The organism is Rhizobium sp. J15 (genome assembly GCF_002531825.1).
In the GTDB taxonomy this organism is placed as follows: Bacteria; Pseudomonadota; Alphaproteobacteria; order Rhizobiales; family Rhizobiaceae; genus Rhizobium.
Window position 1 is genome coordinate 86,964 of sequence record NZ_NWSX01000012.1, and the last position, 16,607, is coordinate 103,570.

20 protein-coding genes are annotated in these 16,607 nt (G+C 61.7%); 14 read left to right on the forward strand and 6 right to left on the reverse strand.

All coding sequences use genetic code 11. The features are described 5' to 3' along the window. Positions 1 to 150: 150 nt before the first annotated feature. Both CO670_RS13290 and CO670_RS13295 read left to right on the forward strand, forming a co-directional pair. The gene (locus CO670_RS13290) at positions 151 to 1,449 is read left to right on the forward strand and encodes a D-alanyl-D-alanine carboxypeptidase family protein (protein WP_097590660.1); all 1,299 of its coding nucleotides are present in this window, start codon (positions 151 to 153) and stop codon (positions 1,447 to 1,449) included. 81 nt (positions 1,450 to 1,530) lie between these two features. Next, positions 1,531 to 1,848 (forward strand): MazG nucleotide pyrophosphohydrolase domain-containing protein, encoded by a 318-nt coding sequence (locus tag CO670_RS13295; protein ID WP_097590661.1) that lies wholly within the window; start codon positions 1,531 to 1,533, stop codon positions 1,846 to 1,848. 31 nt (positions 1,849 to 1,879) lie between these two features. On the opposite strand, the gene CO670_RS13300 is transcribed toward CO670_RS13295, so the two are convergent. The 5 genes from CO670_RS13300 to CO670_RS13320 form a co-directional block, all read right to left on the reverse strand. Continuing rightward, complete coding sequence (locus tag CO670_RS13300) at positions 1,880 to 2,893, reverse strand: inorganic phosphate transporter (RefSeq protein WP_097590662.1); 1,014 nt, start codon at positions 2,891 to 2,893, stop codon at positions 1,880 to 1,882. Further along, positions 2,893 to 3,534, reverse strand: coding sequence for a DUF47 domain-containing protein (locus CO670_RS13305; protein ID WP_097590663.1), 642 nt, complete (start codon positions 3,532 to 3,534; stop codon positions 2,893 to 2,895). The genes CO670_RS13300 and CO670_RS13305 overlap by 1 nt, the downstream gene beginning before the upstream one ends. 196 nt (positions 3,535 to 3,730) lie before the next feature. Then, the gene (locus tag CO670_RS13310; RefSeq protein WP_097590664.1) at positions 3,731 to 4,222 is read right to left on the reverse strand and encodes a GNAT family N-acetyltransferase; all 492 of its coding nucleotides are present in this window, start codon (positions 4,220 to 4,222) and stop codon (positions 3,731 to 3,733) included. Between the two features lie 16 nt (positions 4,223 to 4,238). Then, positions 4,239 to 5,654: a metalloprotease TldD gene (gene tldD / locus CO670_RS13315; RefSeq protein WP_097590665.1), complete on the reverse strand. Its 1,416-nt coding sequence runs from the start codon at positions 5,652 to 5,654 to the stop codon at positions 4,239 to 4,241. Between the two features lie 77 nt (positions 5,655 to 5,731). Further along, entirely contained in the window at positions 5,732 to 6,388 is a 657-nt protein-coding gene (locus CO670_RS13320) for an invasion associated locus B family protein (protein ID WP_176538931.1), read from the reverse strand. A gap of 23 nt (positions 6,389 to 6,411) precedes the next feature. On the opposite strand from CO670_RS13320, the gene CO670_RS32490 reads away from it, so the two are divergent. The 7 genes from CO670_RS32490 (at position 6,412) to CO670_RS13350 (ending at position 12,016) form a co-directional block, all read left to right on the forward strand. After that, positions 6,412 to 6,642, forward strand: a complete 231-nt coding sequence (locus CO670_RS32490; RefSeq protein ID WP_141502270.1) for a hypothetical protein — start codon at positions 6,412 to 6,414, stop codon at positions 6,640 to 6,642. 61 nt (positions 6,643 to 6,703) lie between these two features. After that, positions 6,704 to 7,594 (forward strand): cytochrome c oxidase subunit II, encoded by an 891-nt coding sequence (gene coxB / locus CO670_RS13325; protein ID WP_097590666.1) that lies wholly within the window; start codon positions 6,704 to 6,706, stop codon positions 7,592 to 7,594. A gap of 17 nt (positions 7,595 to 7,611) precedes the next feature. Continuing rightward, entirely contained in the window at positions 7,612 to 9,312 is a 1,701-nt protein-coding gene (ctaD, locus tag CO670_RS13330) for a cytochrome c oxidase subunit I (protein WP_097590667.1), read from the forward strand. A 68-nt stretch (positions 9,313 to 9,380) separates the two neighbouring features. Next, complete coding sequence (locus CO670_RS13335; protein ID WP_088678605.1) at positions 9,381 to 10,331, forward strand: heme o synthase; 951 nt, start codon at positions 9,381 to 9,383, stop codon at positions 10,329 to 10,331. Continuing rightward, positions 10,331 to 10,471, forward strand: a complete 141-nt coding sequence (locus tag CO670_RS32935) for a hypothetical protein (RefSeq protein ID WP_097590668.1) — start codon at positions 10,331 to 10,333, stop codon at positions 10,469 to 10,471. Before CO670_RS13335 ends, CO670_RS32935 begins: the two co-directional genes overlap by 1 nt. Then, positions 10,468 to 11,076: a cytochrome c oxidase assembly protein gene (locus CO670_RS13345; protein WP_097590669.1), complete on the forward strand. Its 609-nt coding sequence runs from the start codon at positions 10,468 to 10,470 to the stop codon at positions 11,074 to 11,076. The genes CO670_RS32935 and CO670_RS13345 overlap by 4 nt, the downstream gene beginning before the upstream one ends. A 61-nt stretch (positions 11,077 to 11,137) precedes the next feature. Beyond that, positions 11,138 to 12,016 (forward strand): cytochrome c oxidase subunit 3, encoded by an 879-nt coding sequence (locus CO670_RS13350; protein WP_088678448.1) that lies wholly within the window; start codon positions 11,138 to 11,140, stop codon positions 12,014 to 12,016. A gap of 54 nt (positions 12,017 to 12,070) precedes the next feature. Here the strand turns inward: CO670_RS13350 and CO670_RS13355 are convergent, their stop codons facing one another. After that, a complete protein-coding gene (locus tag CO670_RS13355; protein WP_097590670.1) occupies positions 12,071 to 12,712 on the reverse strand; it encodes a chloramphenicol phosphotransferase in 642 nt (213 codons plus the stop codon). Positions 12,713 to 12,841: 129 nt separating this feature from the next. On the opposite strand from CO670_RS13355, the gene CO670_RS13360 reads away from it, so the two are divergent. The 5 genes from CO670_RS13360 (at position 12,842) to rnhA (ending at position 16,601) form a co-directional block, all read left to right on the forward strand. Then, entirely contained in the window at positions 12,842 to 13,222 is a 381-nt protein-coding gene (locus CO670_RS13360; protein ID WP_097590671.1) for a DUF983 domain-containing protein, read from the forward strand. Beyond that, on the forward strand, positions 13,215 to 13,970 hold the full coding sequence (locus CO670_RS13365; protein WP_097590672.1) for an SURF1 family protein: 756 nt from the start codon (positions 13,215 to 13,217) through the stop codon (positions 13,968 to 13,970). The genes CO670_RS13360 and CO670_RS13365 overlap by 8 nt, the downstream gene beginning before the upstream one ends. A gap of 139 nt (positions 13,971 to 14,109) precedes the next feature. After that, positions 14,110 to 15,111 carry a 4-hydroxy-3-methylbut-2-enyl diphosphate reductase gene (gene ispH, locus CO670_RS13370; RefSeq protein WP_088678444.1) on the forward strand — a complete coding sequence of 334 codons (1,002 nt, stop codon included), beginning with the start codon at positions 14,110 to 14,112 and terminating at the stop codon, positions 15,109 to 15,111. A gap of 72 nt (positions 15,112 to 15,183) precedes the next feature. Next, the gene (locus CO670_RS13375) at positions 15,184 to 16,149 is read left to right on the forward strand and encodes a homoserine kinase (RefSeq protein ID WP_097590673.1); all 966 of its coding nucleotides are present in this window, start codon (positions 15,184 to 15,186) and stop codon (positions 16,147 to 16,149) included. Continuing rightward, a complete protein-coding gene (gene rnhA / locus CO670_RS13380) occupies positions 16,146 to 16,601 on the forward strand; it encodes a ribonuclease HI (protein WP_004673069.1) in 456 nt (151 codons plus the stop codon). The genes CO670_RS13375 and rnhA overlap by 4 nt, the downstream gene beginning before the upstream one ends. Positions 16,602 to 16,607: the final 6 nt, after the last annotated feature.

Sequence of the window (16,607 nt, forward strand, 5' to 3'; positions counted from 1 at the left end):
ACAGGTTTCTTCATGCCTTGTTAACCAAGACGATGAAAAGACTAGAAAATTAGTAGGCGTTGCCTCAAAGTCGCGCCAAACTTGCGGCTTCTGTCACATTACGGCACAAGTGCCGGTCTTATCGAGAGCCAGCGCATTGAGGGGAAGTGCATGAGAAAGCTTTTGGCGGCTGTTTTGACCGTAACGCTTGCCGTTTCGGCGCCGCTTGCCGCCCTTGCCGGCAGTGCTTCGCTGATCCTCGATGCCCGCACCGGCAAGGTTCTTGCCTCCGAGAACGCCGACACGCTGAACCATCCCGCCTCGCTGACGAAGATGATGACGCTTTACCTCACCTTCGAGGCATTGAAGCGCGGGAAGATCAGCTGGGATACGCCGATCAGGATGTCGAAATACGCCGCCGCGCGGCCGCCGACCAAGCTTGGCGTCAAGGCGGGCGGCACGATCACCGTGCGCGAGGCGGTCTATGGAATGATCGTCAAATCGGCCAATGATGCCGCCGCCGCCATGGGCGAGAAGCTCGGCGGTTCGGAAAGCGGCTTTGCCCGGATGATGACGGCGAAGGCCCGCCAGCTCGGCATGAGCCGCACCGTCTTCGTCAACGCTTCCGGCCTGCCGAATTCGCGCCAGGTGACGACGGCGCGCGACATGTCGACGCTCGCCGTGGCGCTGATGAAGAACTATCCGAACGAGTACCGGCTTTTCTCGGCGGCAAGCTTCAATTTCCGCGGCCGGACCGTCCGCGGCCACAACAATCTCATGTATCGCTACCAGGGCATGGACGGCATCAAGACGGGTTACACCAATGCCTCCGGCTTCAACCTCGTCAGCGCCGTCAAGGACGGCAACCGCCGCGTCGTCGGCGTCGTGCTCGGCGGCCGCACCGCCCGCAGCCGCGACGACAAGATGGCAGCATTGCTCGACCGCTATCTCGGCCGCGCCTCGTCCTCCGGCGGCGCAAGGCTGGTTGCGAGCGTCGGCGTTAAAGAGCCTGTCGAAGTCGCTTCGGCAGCAGAGGCCTCCGATGTTCCGGTGCCGGCAAACGCGCCGCGCTCGACCATCGAGATCGCGCCGAAGAACACGGCTCCCGAAAGCCTGGCTTACGCCGATGATGCCGTTGTGCCGCTCGAACGTCCGACCGCGATGGACGAGATCCTGAATGCCGGCAAGGCGCCGAAGACATCGGCGGAAAAAGTCGGTGGAAACTGGCAGATCCAGATCTCGGCCGCACCCAGCGCCGATGCGGCGCGGGCTCTTCTCGCCCAGGCGCAGTCGGAAGGCGGCGCCCCGCTCGTTTCGGCTTCGCCGTATACCGAGGCTGTCGGGCAGGGCGCGAATAGGATCTACCGCGCCCGCTTCGTCGGCTTCGCCAGCAAGGACGCCGCGCTGTCTGCCTGCGATGCGCTGAAGCAGCGCTCCTATGACTGCATGTTGCTGCCGGACCACGGCTAATTGCCGCGGTAGCTTAGGCAGAGCCACTCTGGACATTCATCGGGAATCAGCGTCTCCTCCATAAACAAAAGGAGAACGCCCATGCTGCGTCGTCTCGCCGATCAGTTCGAAATGTCTTCCTCTGCCTATGCCGCAGCCAACGGCATCGAGCGTGACGCCGATTGGTTTCTGTTGAAGCTGCAGGAGGAAGTGGGTGAACTCACTCAGGCCTGGAACCGGCTGACCGGTCGCGGCCGTCGCAGAGAGCGGACACAGGAAGAACTCGACCGCGACCTTGCCGACGAAACCGCCGATCTGCTCGGCCATATCCTGCTCTTCGCCCGCCGCAACGACATCGACCTCGCCGCCGCGATCGAACGGAAGTGGTTGTTCCAGCCGGTGCAGAAGCCCGACGCGTAAGCGCTTCGCCATCTCCCGGACGGCATCGACGTTAAAGGATTTTGCTCAATCCCGTTACCAGCCAGAAGGTAAGCGCCGAAATCATCGCCGCCGCCGGCAGGGTCACGACCCACGCGACCACGATATTGCCTGCGAGCCCCCACCGGACGGCAGACACGCGCCTCGCTGCGCCGACGCCGATGATAGCGCCGGTAATGGTGTGCGTCGTCGAAACCGGTATGCCGAGCCATGTGGCGCCGAAGAGTGTCAAAGCGCCGCCCGTTTCGGCGCAGAAGCCTTGCATCGGATTGAGCCTCGTGATCTTCGACCCCATCGTGTGAACGATGCGCCAACCACCGAACAGCGTGCCGAGGGCCATTGCGGCTTGGCAGGAAAGAACGACCCAGAACGGCACGTGAAAGCTGCCGCCGAGGTAGCCCTGCGAGTAAAGAAGCACGGCAATGATGCCCATGGTCTTCTGTGCGTCGTTGCCGCCATGGCCGAGCGAATAAAGGGACGCCGATACGAATTGCAGGAAACGAAACGACCGGTCGACTGCAAACGGGGTCTGCCGGATGAAGGCCCAGGAAACGATCAGAATTAGAAACAGCGCCAGAAGAAAGCCGATCATCGGCGACATGACGATCGCGGCCGCGGTCTTGAGAAGACCGCTCCAGACGATCGAACTCAATCCTGCTTTGGCAAGGCCCGCTCCGACCAGCCCGCCGACCAGCGCATGGGAGGAACTGGAGGGAATGCCGAATATCCAGGTCACGACGTTCCAGACGATGGCGCCGATCAGCGCTGCGAAAATGACCTGCGGCGAGACGATCGCCGGATCGATGATGCCGGTTCCGAGCGTCTCGGCCACATGCAGCCCAAAGAACAGGAAGGCGATGAAATTGAAGAAGGCAGCCCAGAAGACCGCATATTGCGGCCTCAGGACCCGCGTCGATACGATCGTCGCAATCGAATTGGCAGCATCATGCAGGCCGTTGAGAAAATCGAACAGCAGGGCGACGCCAATCAGGCCGACGAGAAGGGGAAGGGCGAGCGCGGCGTCCATCAGACATTCTCGATCACGATGCCGCTGATCTCGTTGGCGACATCCTCGAAACGGTCGACCACCTTTTCCAGCTCGCCATAGATTTCGCTGCCGATCATATAGGCCATCGGATTGTTGGCGCCGTGCCGGCGAAACAGATCCTTGAGGCCCTGCTCGTGCAGTTCGTCGGACCGGCCTTCCACGCGGGTGACCTGCTCGACGATGGCGGAGAGCCGCGGCGCGTTGGCGTTCATGCGGTCAAGCAGCGGGATCGCCTCGGCAATGAGGTTGGCGGCCTCGACGACGGTCTTGCCCATTTCCTGCATGCCGGGATCGAAGCTGGTCTGCTCGAAGAGACGGATCGTCTTGACGGTCTTGTGCATCATGTCGATCGCGTCATCCATGGACTGGATGAGATCCTTGATATCGCCGCGATCGAAGGGCGTGATGAAGCTACGCCGCACGGCCTGCATGACTTCACGCGTGATATCGTCCGCCTGATCTTCCAATCTCACGATCGTCTCGCATTGGCGTTCGATCTCGATGCCGGACAGCAACCTGTCGAGCGCCTGTGCGGCGTCGACGATTGTCCTCGAATGCCGTTCGAAGAGAGCGAAAAACCGGTCTTCGCGCGGCATCAATTTCCGAAACCAACCAAGCATGAGGACCTCGCGATTCTTGGTCTGCGCTAAGACAGCGAAAGCGGTCCGCCATCCGTGACGGCCGTGTCCTAACGCCTATCTCTTTGAAGAGATAGGGGCGAATTCAGATTTATGACAGATTTATGACAATGCTGGCTTAAAAGAGATGCTCGCTCATCTCCCTCGCAGCCGCTATTCTGGTGCAGCGTCCGCTCTCTCAGGCGAATTTGTACCGGTAGAATTTGCTGTCCACCGGCATCAGCGGAAACAAGCGGGGCAGGTCGGCCTTCGCGATCTCGACAAAGCCGTTCTTCTCGTAGAAGCGATGCGCGGCGACGAACTTGTCGGTCGTGCCGAGAAAGATATCGGTGAGGCCGGCATCCCTGGCGTGGGCGAACAGGCGGTCGAGAAGCCGCGCCGCCACGCCGTGTTCGCGGCCGCGAACCTCGGCGGCGACGAACATCTTGCGCAATGCCGCCTGGCCGTTGCCGATATCCTTGAGCCCGAGCGTGCCGACGATCGCGCCGTCCTTGACGGCGACCCAGAACTGCCCTTTGCCGGACTGATAGTAATCCGGGATGACCCTGAGATCGGGCTGCGCATCCGCGGTGATATTGATGCCGAACTCCTCGCGCTGGATCGGCAGGATTACCGAAAGCACGTCATCGGCGTCGTCGGCGGTAAAAGCTCTAATTTCGATTTCCGCCATCGACGATCCCTCTGCCTCAGGCCTGCGTGCCGCCGACGGTGATCTGATCCATGCGCAGATGCGGCTGGCCGACGCCGACCGGAACCCACTGGCCGGCCTTGCCGCAATTGCCGATGCCGGTATCGAGCTTCATGTCGTTGCCGATCATCGAGACCCGCTTCATCGCGTCCGGCCCGTTGCCGATCAGCATTGCCCCCTTGATCGGCGCGCCGATCTTGCCGTTCTCGATCAGATAGGCTTCGGTGCAGCCGAAGACGAACTTGCCGGAGGTGATGTCGACCTGGCCGCCGCCGAAGGAGACGGCATAGACGCCCTTCTTCACCGAGGCGATGATCTCTTCGGGCGTCTTGTCGCCGCCGAGCATATAGGTGTTGGTCATGCGCGGCATCGGCACATGGGCATAGCCTTGGCGGCGGCCGTTGCCGGTGGGCTGCATGCCCATCAGCCGGGCGTTCTGCCGGTCCTGCATGTAGCCGACGAGCTTGCCGTTTTCGATCAGCACGTTGTAGCCGGACGGCGTGCCTTCGTCGTCGATGGTGATCGAGCCGCGGCGGCTGTCGATCGTGCCGTCGTCGACGACGGTGACGCCGGGTGCGGCGACCATCTGGCCGAGGAGGCCGGCGAAAGCCGACGTCTTCTTGCGGTTGAAATCGCCTTCCAGTCCGTGTCCGACGGCCTCGTGCAGCATTACGCCCGGCCAGCCGGAGCCGAGAACGACGTCCATTGTGCCCGCCGGCGCGTCGATCGCCTCGAGATTGACGAGCGCCTGGCGCAATGCCTCGTCGGCACCCTGCTTCCAGCTTCCGGTCGCGATGAAATCGCCGAAGCCGATGCGGCCGCCCTGGCCATAGGAGCCGCTTTCCTGCCGGTCGCCATCGCCGACGACGACGGAAATGTTGATGCGCGTCATCGGGCGGATATCCTGCACGCGGCGGCCATCGGCACGCAGGATGTCGACCACCTGCCAGCTCGCCGCCACCGAAGCAGTGACTTGCCGCACCTTGTCGGTCTTGTTTCTGAGATAGGCGTCGATATCGGTCAGCACCTTTACCTTCTCCTCGAAGGTCGGCGAGCCGATCGGATTTTCGTCGGTGTAGAGTTTGCGGTTCGTGCCTTGCGGTGCGGCCGCGTAAGCGCCGGAATAACCGCGCGTCACGGCGCCGACCGCATCGGCTGCGCGCTTCAGCGCCGAGACGGAAAGATCCCCGGCATGGGCATATCCGACCGCTTCGCCGGCAACCGCGCGCAGGCCGAAGCCCTGTTCGGTGTTGAAGCTGCCACCCTTCAGCCTGCCATTGTCGAAGGTCAGCGCTTCCGCCTGCGCATGCTCGATGAAGAGTTCGCCGTCATCGGCGCCAGACAGCGCCTCGGCGACATGCTTGCGCATCGCCGCTTCGTCGGCATCGAAAAGCGTCAGGAGATCGGTGGTCATGTCTTATGCTCCGCTGAAGAGCAGGAGTGCTCAAAGCCGATGTAGGTCTGATGGATTGTCCGAGCAAGGCCCAGCTGTCAGGGCAGGGCGTCGAAGCCCTCGGCGAAGCCCTTGAGATCGACGGGAATGCCGATTCCTTCTTCCGGCGTCTGGAAGACGATGAAGGTCGCCTGCGCACCGCTGCGGAAAGTCTTGAGCAGTTCGTCCTCGAGCACGACTTCGGCATAGCAGCCGTCGGCGAAGCAGCGCACGAAATAGGCGCGGCCGATATCCTTGCCGTCGACATTGAGCCCAAGTCCGTTCGGCAGAAGCACGCCCAGCGGTGCAAGCACGCGCAGGATCTTCGATTTGCGGTCTGCCGTCTTCAGCACGACCACGGAAAGTCCGACTTCCGGCCGGTCCTCGGCGATGACGTTCTGCATCAGCGCGCATTGTTCGGCCGAAGCGCCGGCCGGCTTGTCGCAGACGACCGACCACGCGCCATGATTGGATTTCACTGTGCCGGGTGCCTGCGGCTGCGTTTGGCCCGGGGTTACCTGTTCGACATTCGGAGTGGCGGGTGCCGGCTGCTGCGGCGCCGGAGCAGGGGCGGCGGCCGGCGGTTTTGCCTGCGAGGGAGCGGCGGGCTGCTGTGCGAAAACGGGCGTCGTCGCAGCGGCCGCGATGCTGGCGGTCAGAAGAAGCGACCGCGCGAGGGAACGGAAACCCATGAAAACCTCTGGATATCGAATCATTGCCGCTATTGTTGAAGCCGCCCATGGAAAATGAAAAGCCCCACCCCGTGAAAACCGGGGGACTGCGGCAGAAATTGGACCTTTCGGCAAGAATGTGCGGCGGCCGGATTGGCCGGAAAGGCGGTTTTTCATATGCTGATGAAAAACTTGGGATGTTTTGGCGTCCCGGCTGCCTGCTCTTTAAGCAAAAATGCCGCATAGACAATTGCTCTGGCCTGTTGCGGCAAATGCCAAACTGTGGTTTGAAGCGCTGAAGATGGCAAGGATTCTGCGTTCGATTTTGCAGGTCAAGCGCTCGAGGGAGATAATAAGGTGATGAAGAAGGCTTATGCAGCTCTGACCGCGCTGGTCTGTCTGCTTTTTGCTTCCGGCACATATGCCGACCAGCCGATGCCGTGGCAGGCGACGTTGCAGCCGGCGGCGACGCCGATCATGCGGGATATCCACTGGTTCGAACAATATACCCTGTGGTTTATCGTTCCGATCACGCTCTTCGTTCTGATCCTGCTCATTGTCGTCTGCTTCAAGTTCCGCGCCAGCGCGAACCCGGTGCCGTCGAAGACGAGCCACAACACGCTGATCGAAGTCGTCTGGACCGTGGGGCCGGTCCTGGTGCTGCTCTTTCTCGCCATTCCCTCCTTCAATCTTCTGACGGCGCAGCTGACGCTGCCTGAAAACCCCGACGTCACGGTCAAGGCGACCGCCACCCAGTGGCAGTGGAATTATGAATATGAGGGTTCGGGCGAAACGCCGCTCGCCTTCGATTCCTACCTGCTGAAGGACCAGGACCGCGCCGCCGCCGGCAAGGAAGACAAGTCGGTCTATCCGCGCCTTCTCGCCGTCGACAACGAGCTGGTTCTGCCTGTCAACAAGACGGTGCGCGTTCTCGTGACCGCGGCGCCGACCGACGTTATTCATGCTTTCGCCATGCCGTCCTTCGGCGTCAAGATCGATGCCGTACCGGGCCGCCTGAACGAAACCTGGTTCAAGGCGGAGCGCGAAGGCCTGTTCTATGGCCAGTGTTCCGAGCTCTGCGGCAAGGACCATGCGTTCATGCCGATTGCCATCCGCGTCGTCTCCGAGGACAAGTACAAGCAGTGGCTGACCACGGCCGCCAGCGACCTGCCCGGCGCCTATAAGACACTCATGGCCGCAACCGATGGTCCCGCAAAGACCGTCGACGTCGCCGAAAACGCCGCACAGTAATAAAGGGGATCGGGACAATGGCTGGACCTTCCGCTCACGACGATCATTCTCATGGTCACGCTCACCATGACCACGCACATGACGATCACCATGATCATGGGCATAAGCCGGGCTTCGCCAATCGCTGGCTCTTCTCGACGAACCACAAGGACATCGGCACACTCTACCTGATCTTCGCGATCATTGCCGGCATCATCGGCGGCGCACTTTCCGTCGCCATGCGCATGGAGCTGCAGGAGCCGGGCATCCAGATCTTCCACGGTCTCGCCTCGATGGTCTACGGCTATGAGGGCGATGCCGCGATCGACGGCGCCAAGCAGATGTTCAACATGTTCACGACGGCGCACGCGCTGATCATGATCTTCTTCATGGTCATGCCGGCGATGATCGGCGGCTTCGCCAACTGGATGGTGCCGATCATGATCGGCGCGCCCGACATGGCCTTCCCGCGTCTGAACAACATTTCCTTCTGGCTGATCGTTCCCGCCTTCATTCTCCTGCTGCTGTCGATGTTCGTCGAAGGTCCGGCAGGCGCCTACGGCACGGGCGGCGGCTGGACGATGTATCCGCCGCTGGCGACGAGCGGCACGCCCGGACCAGCCGTTGATCTTGCGATCTTCGCGCTCCACATCGCCGGCGCCTCGTCGATCCTCGGTGCGATCAACTTCATCACCACGATCCTCAACATGCGCGCCCCCGGCATGACGCTGCACAAGATGCCGCTGTTTGCCTGGTCCGTGCTGATCACCGCCTTCCTGCTCTTGCTGTCGCTGCCGGTTCTGGCAGGCGGCATCACCATGCTGCTGACCGACCGCAACTTCGGCACCACCTTCTTCTCTCCGGAAGGCGGCGGCGACCCGATCCTCTACCAGCACCTCTTCTGGTTCTTCGGTCATCCCGAGGTCTACATCCTCATCCTGCCGGGCTTCGGCATGATCAGCCACATCATCTCGACCTTCTCGAAGAAGCCGATCTTCGGTTACCTCGGCATGGCCTATGCCATGGTCGCGATCGGCGCCGTCGGCTTCGTCGTCTGGGCCCACCACATGTACACGGTCGGCCTTTCGCTCGATGCGCAGCGTTACTTCGTCTTCGCGACGATGGTCATCGCCGTTCCGACGGGCGTGAAGATCTTCTCCTGGATCGCGACGATGTGGGGCGGTTCGATCTCGTTCCGCACGCCAATGCTCTGGGCGATCGGCTTCATCTTCCTGTTCACGGTCGGCGGCGTCACCGGCGTCCAGCTTGCCAATGCCGGTCTCGACCGGTCGCTGCATGACACCTATTACGTCGTGGCTCACTTCCACTACGTTCTGTCGCTCGGCGCCGTCTTCGCGATCTTCGCCGGCTGGTATTACTGGTTCCCGAAGATGACCGGCTACATGTACAGCGAGTTCGTCGGCAAGCTGCACTTCTGGATCATGTTCATCGGCGTCAACCTGGTGTTCTTCCCGCAGCACTTCCTCGGCCTCGCCGGCATGCCGCGCCGCTACATCGACTATCCGGATGCATTCGCCGGCTGGAACTACGTCTCGTCCGTTGGCTCCTACATCTCGGCCTTCGGCGTACTGGTCTTCCTCTACAGCGTCTTCGAAGCCTTCGCCAAGAAGCGCGTCGCAGGCGACAATCCGTGGGGCGAGGGCGCAACGACGCTCGAATGGCAGCTGCCTTCGCCGCCGCCCTATCACCAGTGGGAACAGCTTCCGCGCATCAAGTAAATCGCGCGGAACATCAGGACGCCGCATCCGATACGGCGTCCTGATCCGGAGAAATTCAGGACTGAATGATGACGGTTATCGACAATCACGAGGTGTTTGCAGAGGACGGCGAGATGTCGGAAGCAAGCGCGCGCGATTATTTCGAACTCTTGAAGCCGCGGGTCATGTCGCTCGTGGTCTTCACTGCCTTTGCCGGCCTCGTGCTGGCGCCGGGTCACATCAATCCCGTCCTCGGCCTGATCGCCATCCTCTGCATCGCTGTCGGCGCCGGTGCCTCCGGCGCGCTCAACATGTGGTACGATGCCGATATCGACGCCATCATGAGCCGCACGGCCAACCGTCCGATCCCGGCCGGCCGCGTGGCCCCCTCCGAAGCGCTGGCCTTCGGCCTGGTGCTGTCGGGCTTTTCGGTCGTGATCCTCGGCCTTGCCGTCAATTGGCTTTCGGCCGGCATCCTCGCCTTCACCATCTTCTTCTATGCCGTCGTCTACACCATGTGGCTGAAGCGCTCGACGCCGCAGAACATCGTCATCGGCGGCGCCGCGGGCGCCTTCCCGCCGATGATCGGCTGGGCCTGCGTGACGAACTCGGTGACGATCGAGAGCACCGTCCTCTTCTTCATCATCTTCCTGTGGACGCCAGCGCATTTCTGGGCGCTCGCGCTCTTCAAGATGCGCGATTACGAGGCCGTCGGCGTGCCGATGCTGCCGAATGTTTCCGGTGAGCGCACGACCAAGCATCAGATCGTCGCCTATGCGGTGCTGACCGCCGTCTGCGCGGTCTTGCCGTCCTTCCTCGGTTTCGCGAGCTTCGGTTATGGCCTCGTCGCTGCCGTCCTCGGCGTGATCTTCATATACTGTTCCATCGCCGTCTGGCGCATGCCCGACGGCGATCTGAAGATGATCCCGGCGAAGAAGCTTTTCGGCTTTTCGATCTTCTATCTCTTCGCCGTGTTCTCCGCCTTGATGTTCGACCGGCTGGCCTGGCTGCTGGTCTCGCATGCGGGGGATTGGTTCTGATGGACATGGTCAAGCTCACGGAAACGCAGCGCAAGTCGCGCCGCAACCGCAACATCGCCCTCGGCCTGGTGCTTGCCGGCCTCGTCATCCTTTTCTACGCGATCACCATCGTGAAGTTCAGCGCGGGGATAACGGGATGAGCGAGAACGCTGCCGCGCCGAAGAAGCAGGGCCGCAACAACGGCGCCGTCGTCATGATGTGCCTGAGTTTCGTCTTCGGCATGGGCGCGATGAGCTACGCCGCCGTGCCGCTCTACCGCCTCTTCTGCCAGGTGACCGGCTACAACGGCACGACGCAGCGCGTCGATCAGATGTCGAGCGTCGTTCTCGACCGCAAGATGCGCGTCACTTTCGATGCCAATGTCGCTCCCGGCCTGCAGTGGAATTTCAAGCCGGTCGAGCGCGAGGTCAATCCGAAGATCGGCGAGACCATCCAGGTGAATTTCGTCGCCGAGAACCGTTCGAACGAGGTCCAGCGCGGCCAGGCGGTGTTCAACGTCACGCCGGGCGAAGCGGGCGCCTATTTCAACAAGGTGCAATGTTTCTGCTTTACGGAAACGGACCTGAAGCCGGGCGAGAAGCTGGAAATGCCGGTGGTGTTCTACATCGATCCGGAGATCGTCAAGGCCGTGGAATCGAAAGATATCCATACGGTTACGCTATCATACACGTTCTACCCCAAAGAGGGTCCGAAGCCGGTGGCTTCGAATGAGGGCGGAACGCAGAAGATTGAAAAGAAACTTTGATCAAGGCTTGTTTCCGGCTATGCCGGGAGCGGAGTGAAGGAAGACATCCGGGGATAGCTACATGGCCGATGCTCACCAGAAAAATCACGACTACCACATCATCGATCCGAGCCCGTGGCCGATTCTCGCCTCGCTCGGCGCCTTCATCATGGCGCTCGGCGGCGTCTGCTACATGCGCTACCTCAGCGCAGGCTCTTTCAAATTTGCCGGAATAGAACTGGCCAATCCCTGGCTCTTCTACATCGGCCTGGTGCTGGTTCTTTACGTCATGTACGGCTGGTGGGCCGATACGGTGAAGGAAGCGCACGAAGGCGCCCATACCCGCGTCGTCTCGCTGCACCTGCGCTACGGCATGATCATGTTCATCGCTTCGGAGGTGATGTTCTTCGTCGCCTGGTTCTGGGCCTATTTCGACGCCAGCCTGTATCCGAACGAAGCCATCCAGGCCTCCCGCATGGTCTATACCGGTGGCGTCTGGCCGCCGAAGGGCATCGAAGTGCTCGATCCCTGGCACTTGCCGATCTACAACACCGTCATCCTGCTGCTGTCGGGCACGACGGTCACCTGGGCGCACCATGCGCTGCTGCACAACGACCGGAAGGGCCTGATTCAGGGCCTGACGCTGACCGTGCTGCTCGGTATCTTCTTCTCCTGCGTGCAGGCCTACGAATATGCCCATGCGCCGTTCGCCTTCAAGAGCTCGATCTACGGCGCGACCTTCTTCATGGCGACCGGCTTCCATGGTTTCCACGTTCTGGTCGGCACGATCTTCCTGCTGGTCTGCCTGCTTCGCGCGCTGCGCGGCGACTTCACGCCGAAACAGCATTTCGGCTTCGAGGCGGCCGCCTGGTACTGGCACTTCGTCGACGTCGTCTGGCTGTTCCTGTTCTTCTGCATCTACGTCTGGGGCGGCTGGGGCGCTCCGGTAGCCGCAGGCTGATCGAGGCAGGAAGCAAATCAAAAGGCGGGTGCCATTGGCCCCGCCTTTTTTATTTCAACGCTGGCCTGCCAACCTTTCGAAGGCAGAAGGCTCGGGAATGCCGAGGTCGAGCCGCTGGCGGATCGCCTCGGCGCATTCCAGCGCCGTCAGCACCGAGGTATCGACCTCCATGTCGTAGATGCCCGGGTGATGCACCTCGTGCTGCCAGCGCTGCACCGGTTCGGGGGCGGGAATGTCTTCGGTGGCGCGGAGATACAGTGTCTCGCGCCCCTCCTGGCTGATCTCTCGCCGCTGCATGATCGTTTCGATCGGACAGCGCACGCCGACGAACAGCACGGAAAAACCTTCCAGGCGCCGGGCGCAATCGCCGAGAATGCCGAGCGGTCGCGAATAGCTGTCGTGATGGCCGAGATCGGCCACGACATTAAGCCCCAACCCGGCATGGATGGCGATCGATTCGTAGAGCGCGGCATAGAGGAACGGCACCAGTTCCTCAAGGTCCGGCCGCTCGCCGCCCGGCCGCAGGCCGATGCCGGGCAAGTAACGGTTCGGCGTCATGGCATTGTAGGTATCGACGCCGAGGTTGATCCACGGCCCCTCGAATTGGTCCTGGATTGCGCGTGCAATGCTGGATTTGCCGCTTCGCGGTGCGCCGTTCAGGATAATGATCTGGCCGGCATGGTTGTCATTGGTCATCAGTCTTCTTCTTCTGTTTGGCGCGAATCATTACCGCGCAGGCATTTCCATTCGGGATGCGAATACTTTATGGGAGAGTTAAGGCAGCATCGAATGCAGCGGTCGCAAGAGGCCGCTGGAAGGAACAGCATGAGCGAGGACAGCGCGCATTTTCCCCCCGTCGATCCGGTGAAAACAGGCATCAAGGGCTGCTGCCCGCGCTGCGGCCAGGGCAAGCTGTTCGATGGTTTGCTCGGCCTGAAACCGCGCTGCGCCTCCTGCGGCCTGGATTATTCCTTCGCCGATTCCGGGGACGGGCCTGCCGTCTTCGTCATTCTCATCGTCGGTTTCATCATCATCGGCATGGTGCTGTGGCTGCAGGTGAATTACGGGCCGCCGATCTGGGTGCATATCCTGCTCTTCGGGCCATTGACGATCATCCTCTCGCTGCTCACGCTGCGCTGGTTCAAGGGTATCCTGATCGCCATGCAGTACCGCCATAATGCCCGCGAAGGACGCCTGAGTGACTGATACCGACCATGCCGCGCCGCGCCGCCGGTTGCCCGTCGTCACCGGCATCCTGGTGCTGATCGCACTCGCCATCCTGATTTCGCTCGGAACCTGGCAGGTGCAGCGCCTTTACTGGAAGCAAGGCCTGCTCGCCGATATCGCCGCGCGCGAAGTCTCAGCCCCGGTGCCGCTTGCCGATATCGAAGCGATGGCGGCTGCAGGCGGCGACATCGAATACCGCAAGGTGACAGCCACCGGCCGCTACATCAACAACAAGGAACGGCACTTCTTCGCCACATGGCGCGGTCAGACCGGCTTTTACGTCTATACCCCGCTGGAGCTTGCCGACGGGCGCTATCTCCTCGTCAACCGCGGCTTCGTTCCCTATGAGAACAAAGAGCCTGAAATGCGCATGCAGGGTCAGCTGACGGACCAGCAGACCGTCACCGGCCTGGCCCGCGCCAAGCTCCCGGGCAAGCCTTCCCGGCTCGTGCCTGACAACGATGTCGCCAAGAACATCTTCTACTGGAAGGACCTCGACGTCATGGCCGACAGCGTCGGGCTGGACAAGGCGCGCGTCATCCCGTTTTTCGTCGATGCCGATTCCACGCCCAATCCGGCCGGCCTGCCGATCGGCGGCGTCACCCAGGTCGACCTGCCGAACGATCACCTTCAATACGCTTTCACCTGGTACGGGCTTGCCGCCGTTCTCATCGTCGTGGTCGCGATCTCCTGGTTCCGCAAACCCGGCAAGGCGCCTCGGCAATAGTATCGCTTCAATTCTCGCTTATATTGGGCTAGAGGTCGGTTGCCCCGCACGCGGGGCGTTGCTGTTGAAGCTGGACGTAGCCAAGTTCTCCCTCATTCCTGTGACGAGCACAGGAATGAGGAATTCTGACGGAACAAACATGAATATTGCGGCGAAACCTCCCTTGACGATCAGGCTCTGCGGGCCGCGTGGCTTCTGCGCCGGTGTCGACCGCGCCATCCAGATCGTCGTGCTGGCGCTGAAATCCTACGGCGCGCCGGTCTATGTGCGCCATGAGATCGTCCACAATCGGTACGTCGTCGAGGGTCTCGAGGCCAAGGGCGCCGTCTTCGTCGAGGAGCTCGATGAGATCCCGGCCGAACATCGCGCCCAGCCGGTGGTGTTTTCCGCCCACGGGGTTCCGAAATCCGTGCCGGAGGATGCGGCAAGCCGCAATCTCTTCTATCTCGACGCGACATGCCCGCTGGTTTCCAAGGTCCACAAACAGGCGATGCGCCACAACCGCCTTGGCCGCCATGTCGTGCTCATCGGCCATGCCGGCCATCCCGAGGTGATCGGCACGATGGGTCAGCTGCCGGAGGGGTCGGTTTCGCTGATCGAGACGATCGAGGATGCCGACGCCTATGTTCCCCCCGATCCGGACAACCTCGGCTATGTCACGCAGACGACGCTTTCGGTCGACGATACGGCCGGCGTCATCACCCGCCTGCATGAGCGTTTCCCCAATTTGACGGCGCCGGCGGCCGATTCGATCTGTTATGCGACGACCAATCGCCAGGAAGTGGTGAAGCAGGCGGCCCCCGGCTGCGATCTCTTCGTCATCGTCGGTGCGCCGAATTCTTCCAATTCCAAGCGCCTCGTCGAAGTGGCGCTGAGGGCAGGGGCAAAGAAATCGATCCTGGTGCAGCGCGCCGCCGAGCTCGACTGGGATGATATCGGCGCGATTTCGACGCTCGGCCTTTCCGCCGGCGCCTCCGCGCCCGAGGTGATCGTCAACGAGATCATCGAGGCGTTTCGCGCCCGCTTCGACGCCCGCGTCGAGCTGGCCGAAACGGTGCAGGAAACCGAGAATTTCCTGGTCAATCGCGAATTGCGCAACATCGAGCTGACGGCCGCCGACATGGCCTTCGTCAACGGCTAGGTCGAGCCTCATCGCAGCCCGGCCGTTCGCTCCGGGCAATCCATTATCAACAATGCAAAGACGAGACCTCAATTGGCAGTCTATACCGATATCGCCGAAGACGACCTGAAATGGTTCCTGACCGAATATGATGCGGGAAGCCTGCTTTCCTACAAGGGAATTGCCGAAGGCGTCGAAAACTCCAATTTCCTGCTTCATACCTCGAAGGCACCGCTGATCCTGACGCTCTATGAGAAGCGCGTGGAAAAGAGCGACCTGCCGTTCTTCCTCGGCCTGATGCAGCATCTGTCCGCCCGCGGCCTTTCCTGCCCGCTGCCGCTGCCGCGCCGGGACGGCGCGCTGCTCGGCTCGCTCTCCGGCCGTCCGGCCGCCCTTATCTCCTTTCTCGAAGGCATGTGGCTGAGGAAGCCGGAGGCGAAACATTGCCGCGAAGTGGGTCGCGCGCTTGCCGAGATGCATGTGGCCGGCGATGGCTTCGAGCTGAAGCGCCCGAACGCGCTTTCGATCGACGGCTGGCGGACGCTCTGGGAGAAGTCGGAGGCTCGCGCCCACGAGGTTGAGACCGGTTTGCAGAGCGAGATCGGCGACGAGCTCGATTTCCTCTCCGCCGCCTGGCCGAAGGACCTGCCGGCCGGCGTCATCCATGCCGACCTCTTCCCCGACAACGTCTTCTTCCTCGGCGACGAACTCTCGGGCCTGATCGATTTCTATTTCGCCTGCAACGATCTGCTCGCCTATGACGTCTCGATCTGCCTGAATGCCTGGTGCTTCGAGAAGGACGGCGCTTACAACATCACCAAGGGCACGGCGATGCTTGAGGGCTATCAAAGCGTCAGACCCTTGGGCGAGGCCGAAATCGCAGCCTTGCCAGTGCTGTCGCGCGGTTCGGCGCTGCGTTTCCTCCTGACGCGGCTCTACGACTGGCTGACGACGCCTGAGGGCGCCATGGTCACCAAGAAGGACCCGCTCGAATATCTCCGCAAGCTGCGCTTCCACCGCCAGATCGGCTCGGCCGCCGAATACGGGCTCAGCCTATGAAACACGTCGATATCTTCACCGACGGCGCATGCTCCGGCAATCCCGGCCCCGGCGGCTGGGGCGCCGTGCTGCGCTATGGCGACGTCGAAAAGGAGCTTTGTGGCGGCGAGGCGGACACGACGAACAACCGCATGGAACTGCTGGCGGCCATCTCGGCGCTGCAGGCCTTGAAGACGCCTTGCGAGGTCGATCTCTATACCGACAGCGCCTACGTCAAGGATGGCATCTCCAAGTGGATCTTCGGCTGGAAGAAAAACGGCTGGAAGACAGCAGACAAGAAGCCGGTGAAGAATGCCGAGCTCTGGCAGGCGCTGGAAGAAGCCCGCAACCGCCACAAGGTGACGCTGCACTGGGTCAAGGGCCACGCCGGTCACCCGGAAAACGAACGCGCCGACGAACTTGCGCGCCGGGGCATGGAGCCGTTCAAGAAGGGCAAGGCGGTTTCGTTTTAAACCCGG

Bases quoted from the DNA above. Each gene is read 5' to 3' on its own strand.
- CO670_RS13290 (WP_097590660.1), top strand. From the start codon at position 151: ATGAGAAAGCTTTTGGCGGCTGTTTTGACCGTAACGCTTGCCGTTTCG.
- CO670_RS13295 (WP_097590661.1), top strand. From the start codon at position 1,531: ATGCTGCGTCGTCTCGCCGATCAGTTCGAAATGTCTTCCTCTGCCTAT.
- CO670_RS13300 (WP_097590662.1), bottom strand. From the start codon at position 2,893: ATGGACGCCGCGCTCGCCCTTCCCCTTCTCGTCGGCCTGATTGGCGTC.
- CO670_RS13305 (WP_097590663.1), bottom strand. From the start codon at position 3,534: ATGCTTGGTTGGTTTCGGAAATTGATGCCGCGCGAAGACCGGTTTTTC.
- CO670_RS13310 (WP_097590664.1), bottom strand. From the start codon at position 4,222: ATGGCGGAAATCGAAATTAGAGCTTTTACCGCCGACGACGCCGATGAC.
- tldD (WP_097590665.1), bottom strand. From the start codon at position 5,654: ATGACCACCGATCTCCTGACGCTTTTCGATGCCGACGAAGCGGCGATG.
- CO670_RS13320 (WP_176538931.1), bottom strand. From the start codon at position 6,388: ATGATTCGATATCCAGAGGTTTTCATGGGTTTCCGTTCCCTCGCGCGG.
- CO670_RS32490 (WP_141502270.1), top strand. From the start codon at position 6,412: ATGGAAAATGAAAAGCCCCACCCCGTGAAAACCGGGGGACTGCGGCAG.
- coxB (WP_097590666.1), top strand. From the start codon at position 6,704: ATGAAGAAGGCTTATGCAGCTCTGACCGCGCTGGTCTGTCTGCTTTTT.
- ctaD (WP_097590667.1), top strand. From the start codon at position 7,612: ATGGCTGGACCTTCCGCTCACGACGATCATTCTCATGGTCACGCTCAC.
- CO670_RS13335 (WP_088678605.1), top strand. From the start codon at position 9,381: ATGACGGTTATCGACAATCACGAGGTGTTTGCAGAGGACGGCGAGATG.
- CO670_RS32935 (WP_097590668.1), top strand. From the start codon at position 10,331: ATGGACATGGTCAAGCTCACGGAAACGCAGCGCAAGTCGCGCCGCAAC.
- CO670_RS13345 (WP_097590669.1), top strand. From the start codon at position 10,468: ATGAGCGAGAACGCTGCCGCGCCGAAGAAGCAGGGCCGCAACAACGGC.
- CO670_RS13350 (WP_088678448.1), top strand. From the start codon at position 11,138: ATGGCCGATGCTCACCAGAAAAATCACGACTACCACATCATCGATCCG.
- CO670_RS13355 (WP_097590670.1), bottom strand. From the start codon at position 12,712: ATGACCAATGACAACCATGCCGGCCAGATCATTATCCTGAACGGCGCA.
- CO670_RS13360 (WP_097590671.1), top strand. From the start codon at position 12,842: ATGAGCGAGGACAGCGCGCATTTTCCCCCCGTCGATCCGGTGAAAACA.
- ispH (WP_088678444.1), top strand. From the start codon at position 14,110: ATGAATATTGCGGCGAAACCTCCCTTGACGATCAGGCTCTGCGGGCCG.
- rnhA (WP_004673069.1), top strand. From the start codon at position 16,146: ATGAAACACGTCGATATCTTCACCGACGGCGCATGCTCCGGCAATCCC.